The sequence below is a fragment of the Rhodoblastus sp. genome, assembly GCF_052145335.1.
Taxonomy (GTDB): Bacteria; Pseudomonadota; Alphaproteobacteria; order Rhizobiales; family Beijerinckiaceae; genus Rhodoblastus.
In genome coordinates this window covers 1-4,613 of record NZ_JBKQOU010000120.1, presented here as the reverse complement: position 1 = coordinate 4,613, position 4,613 = coordinate 1, and the positions used below count along the sequence as shown (strand labels likewise).

Below are 4,613 nucleotides of genomic sequence, written 5' to 3'. Positions count from 1 at the left end.
GAAAAGGCCGTTACACGCTCCAATGAGCTGAATTGGCAGAGTTTTATCGAGAAATAACCGCCATGTTCAAGCAAACCGGCATTCGCCTCCCTCAATACCAGCGGTCGTGGGTCCACATCCATTGTTCGGGATGCAGCCGGATCGATTTTTCCAGCTCGGCCTGCATGGCGGCCGTGGCGACGTGGACATCCTCGTTGCGGTCCTCGGTGCGCGGCGTGTCGATGATCTTGACGAACATCCTGAAACGCACGCCGGGCAGGCGCTCGCCGGTGATCAGAACCAGCGGCAGATTGCATTGCCGCGCCACCATGGCGGGAAAGGGCGTCGTCGAAGCCATGCGGCCGAAAAACGGCACCTTCAGCCCCATGTAGGTCTGCTGGTCGACCAGAAACGCCGTCGCCCCGCCGGCGCGCGCATAGCGGATCATCGTCACCGGGGTTTCCGGATCGTGTTTGGCGGTCAGTCCGCCGGGATAATATTTTAGCCGCCGCGCCTTGAAATCTTCGTCGACAAATGGATTGTTCAACGGACGATAAACCGCGAGAGGTTTCAGTCCGTATTTGGTGACGACGGCGCTGCCCCCCTCCCAATTGGCCTGATGCGCGCCGCAGAGCACTGCGCCCTTGCCGCTGGCCGCGATTTCTTCGAGAATTTCGCCGTTCACGATTTCCACCCGGTCGCGGATGATCTCGTCGATGTGGAAAAATTCGCCCAGGACAAAACCGAGATTGCGCCAGACTTCGCGCGCCAGCTTTTCGCGTTCCTCTGCGGTCTTTTCCGGAAAAGCCTGGCTAAGATTGCGCAGCAGGCGGGGATGACGGACCTTGGTCTTCGGCCCCAGCCACGCCACCAGCGAGCCGCCGAGTTTCGAGGCGGTCTCGACTGGCAGGCTGGAGAAAAACAGGCTGAGCAGGCGATAGCCGGCATATTCAAGCTTGTATTGCAGATTGGGCGGTTTGGGGGACATTAAGCCGTTACCTCGAAGATTCCAGGCGCCGACGCCTATTCCAACGGGTCGGGGCGCGTCAAGTCCGCGCGGGAGCGCCACGAAATCGAAAATTGGAAAATATTCCGCAATTCCTGCAAAACGCGGAAAATTATACTGGCGAATACCAACCCTGACGTCGGTGAGCTGAACAACCGCGCACATTTTAGCCACACCGCGACTTTATTGCCTTGATATGGCTCGGCGGGGCTTTATCAATGCCGTCACGTCCGGTTAAGAAAGAGTTTACAGCCTCCGGTTTTTTCGAGTCGGATTCGAGATTGGTTCGGCCCCTCGGGTTCATCCCCGAAGCGGCGTCGGACGGGAATGGAGTTTTCATGTCGGCCAGATCGGGACAAGAAAGCGCGCGGGCTGTCGCGAACTCCCCCTGTTCCGGAGGCAAACGTCCTTGATGCTTTCGGTTTTTTCCTTCCGTTCGGCCAAAAACATCCTTCTGGCCTGCGCGAACGCGCTGGCGCTTGCCTCGTGCACGGTCGGGCCGGATTATCTGCGTCCTGAAGCGCCGACCGAGACGCATTTCAAGGAATTGGCCGGCTGGAAACACGCCGTGCCGCGCGACGGCATCGACCGCGGCGCGTGGTGGTCGATCTACCGCGACCCTGAACTCAGTCGCCTGCTGCCGCAGGTCGCAATCGACAACCAGACCGTCGCCGCAGCCCTTGCCGCCTATGAACAGGCGTTCTCCCTGGTGCGTGAATCGCAGGCGAGCCTCTTTCCACAAGTCGGCGCCAATTATTCCGTCACCCGCTCCGGCGAGGGCGCGAGAGTTCTTTCCACCGGCGGTTCGGGAACGTCCAGTTTAGGAACCAACACCAGCCACGCCTTTGCGCGGACCGATTTTTATCCCAACGGGACTTTGAGCTGGACGGTCGACATCTGGGGCAAGATCCGCCGGCAGATCGAGAGCAATGTCGCCACCGCGCAGGCCGATGCCGCGCTGCTGGCCAACGCCAAACTGTCGTCGCAGGCCATGCTGGCCACCGCCTATTTCAACCTGCGAGCCGAGGATTCGCTGAAGAGCCTTTACGACCGAACGGTGAAAATCTATCAGGAAACCGAGAAGATTACGCAGAACCAGTATAATGGCGGCACGGTTTCCAAGGCCGACCTGATCACCGCGCAGACGCAGGTCCTCAATACCCAGGCTTTGTCGATCGCCACCGACGTTCTGCGCTCCCAATATGAGCACGCCATCGCCCAGTTGATCGGACGACCGCCGGCCGAACTGTCCATTCCGCGCGGCGCCCTGCCCCATGCCCCGCCGGCGGTTCCCGTAGGCATGCCCTCGCAGCTGCTGGAGCGGCGGCCCGACGTCGCCGCCGCCGAGCGCACGATGCAGGAGCAGAACGCCCTGATCGGCGTAGCGGTCGCGGCCTATTATCCGAGCCTGACCCTTTCCGCCGCCGGAGGTTTCGAGGCCCCGAACGCCTTCCCCTTCCTTGCCGCGTACCAGATCTGGTCGCTGGGCGCCGCCGCCGCCGATCCGCTGTTCGACGGCGGGCAGCGCGCCGCTCAGGTCGACGCCTCCAAGGCGGTCTATCGCCAGGCCGTCGCCAATTACCGCCAGACCGTGCTGACGGCCTTCCAGCAGGTGGAAGACGCGCTGGTCGCTCTGCGGGTCTACGCCAAGGAGCTGAAAGTGCAGGAAAAGGCCCGCGACGAGGCGGCCGAGGCGGTGAAAGTCTACCTCAACCAGTATCGCGCCGGCACCGTCGCCTTCACCACCGTCGTGGTCGCCGAAGCCACATTGCTGGCCGACGAACAGGCGGTGCTGACGACGCGGCAAAACATGTTCGCCTCGAATGTAAGCCTGATCGAGGCCCTGGGCGGCGGCTACGACGCCGAAAGTCTCGCCGCCGTGACAGCGCCGCCGTTGATCGAAGCGGTCGAGCGTTCATCTCCCATTCCACCGCCATAATTTATCCTTGGGCGGCGCTTAGTTGAGAATTGGCTGATTCGCCTAGACGGCGAAGCCGAAAATCCGAATCCGGGACAGCGATGAACGAGACTGAAATTACGCTCCATCCACGCCAGGCTCTCGGCGGCGCGCCGGAAACGCCGGCCGCGCCCGATTCGGAGACGCAGGCCTGGCCCGGCGGGCCACCCCCGAGCAAAAAGCCCTGGCGCTGGCTCGTGCTGCTGGTCGCCGTCGTTCTCGCTTATGCGGGTTGGCGTCATTTCAAGCCCTCCGCCGAGCCCGCGCCGGCCCAGACCGCGCAGGATCAGGACAGCAAGACGACAGCGCGAGGCAGCGATCGCGGCGGTCGCCAACCCGTCGGCGTCGCCACCGTGCAGCCGCGCGACGTCAATGTGGTGATCAACGCCCTGGGCACGGTGACGCCGATAGCCACCGTCACAGTGGTCAGCCAGATTTCCGGTTATTTGCAACAGGTCGCCTTCACCGAGGGCCAGCATGTCAAAAAGGGCGATTTCCTCGCCCAGATCGATCCGCGTCCCTATGAGGCTCTGAAATCGCAATATGAGGGGCAACTGGCGCATGACCAGGGCCTGCTCGAACAGGCGCGGGTCGACGACGCCCGCTACCAGGCGCTGCTCAAGCAGAATTCCATCGCCCGCCAGACGGCCGAGGACCAGATCTATATCGTCAAGCAATATGAAGGCACGGTGCGCGCCGATCAGGCTCTGGTCGACGCCCAGGCGCTGAACATCGCCTACGCCCATATCGTCTCGCCGGTCGACGGTCGGGTCGGCCTGCGTCTGGTCGACGCCGGCAATTACGTCCAGGCGGGATCGTCCAACGGCATCGCCGTGGTCACCCAGCTGCAACCGATGTCGGTGATCTTTTCCGTGCCGGAAGACGCTCTCAACAAGATCGCGCCGAAAATGCGCGACGGCGCCAAGCTGACGGCGACGGCCTACGATCGCGCCAATGTCAAAAAATTGGCGACAGGCGTGGTCACGGTGCTCGACAACCAGGTCGACACCACCACCGGCATGGTCAAGCTGCGCGCCACTTTCGACAATCAGGACGAGGCGCTGTTTCCCAACCAGTTCGTCAATGTCCGCCTGCTGGTCGATACTTTGAAGGACGCCATCGCCGCGCCTACAGCCGCCGTCCAGCACGGCGCCCCCGGCGATTACACCTATGTGGTGAGCGAAGACGGCAAGGCCAGCGTGCGCGTGCTGAAGCTCGGACAGGTCGACGGCGATTACGTCCAGGTCCTTTCCGGCCTTAATCCCGGAGACCGCGTGGTGGTGGACGGCGCCGACCGGCTGCGCGAAGGCGCCGAAGTCCGCCTGGTCGGCGACAATGCTGCGCCGAATGGCGCGGCGCCTGCGCCCGACGCGGCGGCAAAGCCCGCAAGAGATGCGGCGGCGACGCCCGCGCCGGCCGCCGCGACGCCGATGATGGACGCCGGCGCGGACGCCGCCGCGCCAGTCAGTGCGAGCGATCCCACTCAGGGTCATGCCCACCACCGGCACAAGCAGAACGACGGCGCCGACAACCAGGGCGGCCAGGGCGGCTCTTCGAGATGAACATTTCGGAACCCTTCATCCGGCGGCCCGTCGCCACGACGCTGCTGATGATCGCCATATTGCTGGCGGGGTTCTCGGCCTTCCGCCTGCTGCCGCTGGCGACGCTTCC

3 protein-coding genes are annotated in these 4,613 nt (G+C 63.2%); 2 read left to right on the top strand and 1 reads right to left on the bottom strand.

Annotation, left to right across the window (positions count from 1 at the left end; all coding sequences use genetic code 11):
* Window positions 1–91: 91 nt before the first annotated feature.
* Window positions 92–967 carry a lysophospholipid acyltransferase family protein gene (locus tag ACLP2E_RS08395; RefSeq protein WP_442461354.1) on the bottom strand — a complete coding sequence of 292 codons (876 nt, stop codon included), beginning with the start codon at window positions 965–967 and terminating at the stop codon, window positions 92–94.
* A 430-nt stretch (window positions 968–1,397) separates the two neighbouring features.
* On the opposite strand from ACLP2E_RS08395, the gene ACLP2E_RS08390 reads away from it, so the two are divergent.
* Together ACLP2E_RS08390 and ACLP2E_RS08385 are read left to right on the top strand one after the other, a co-directional pair.
* Complete coding sequence (locus ACLP2E_RS08390) at window positions 1,398–2,924, top strand: efflux transporter outer membrane subunit (protein ID WP_442465656.1); 1,527 nt, start codon at window positions 1,398–1,400, stop codon at window positions 2,922–2,924.
* Window positions 2,925–3,004: 80 nt separating this feature from the next.
* Window positions 3,005–4,504, top strand: a complete 1,500-nt coding sequence (locus ACLP2E_RS08385; protein ID WP_442465655.1) for an MdtA/MuxA family multidrug efflux RND transporter periplasmic adaptor subunit — start codon at window positions 3,005–3,007, stop codon at window positions 4,502–4,504.
* Window positions 4,505–4,613: the final 109 nt, after the last annotated feature.

Bases quoted from the DNA above. Each gene is read 5' to 3' on its own strand.
- ACLP2E_RS08395 (WP_442461354.1), bottom strand. From the start codon at position 967: ATGTCCCCCAAACCGCCCAATCTGCAATACAAGCTTGAATATGCCGGC.
- ACLP2E_RS08390 (WP_442465656.1), top strand. From the start codon at position 1,398: ATGCTTTCGGTTTTTTCCTTCCGTTCGGCCAAAAACATCCTTCTGGCC.
- ACLP2E_RS08385 (WP_442465655.1), top strand. From the start codon at position 3,005: ATGAACGAGACTGAAATTACGCTCCATCCACGCCAGGCTCTCGGCGGC.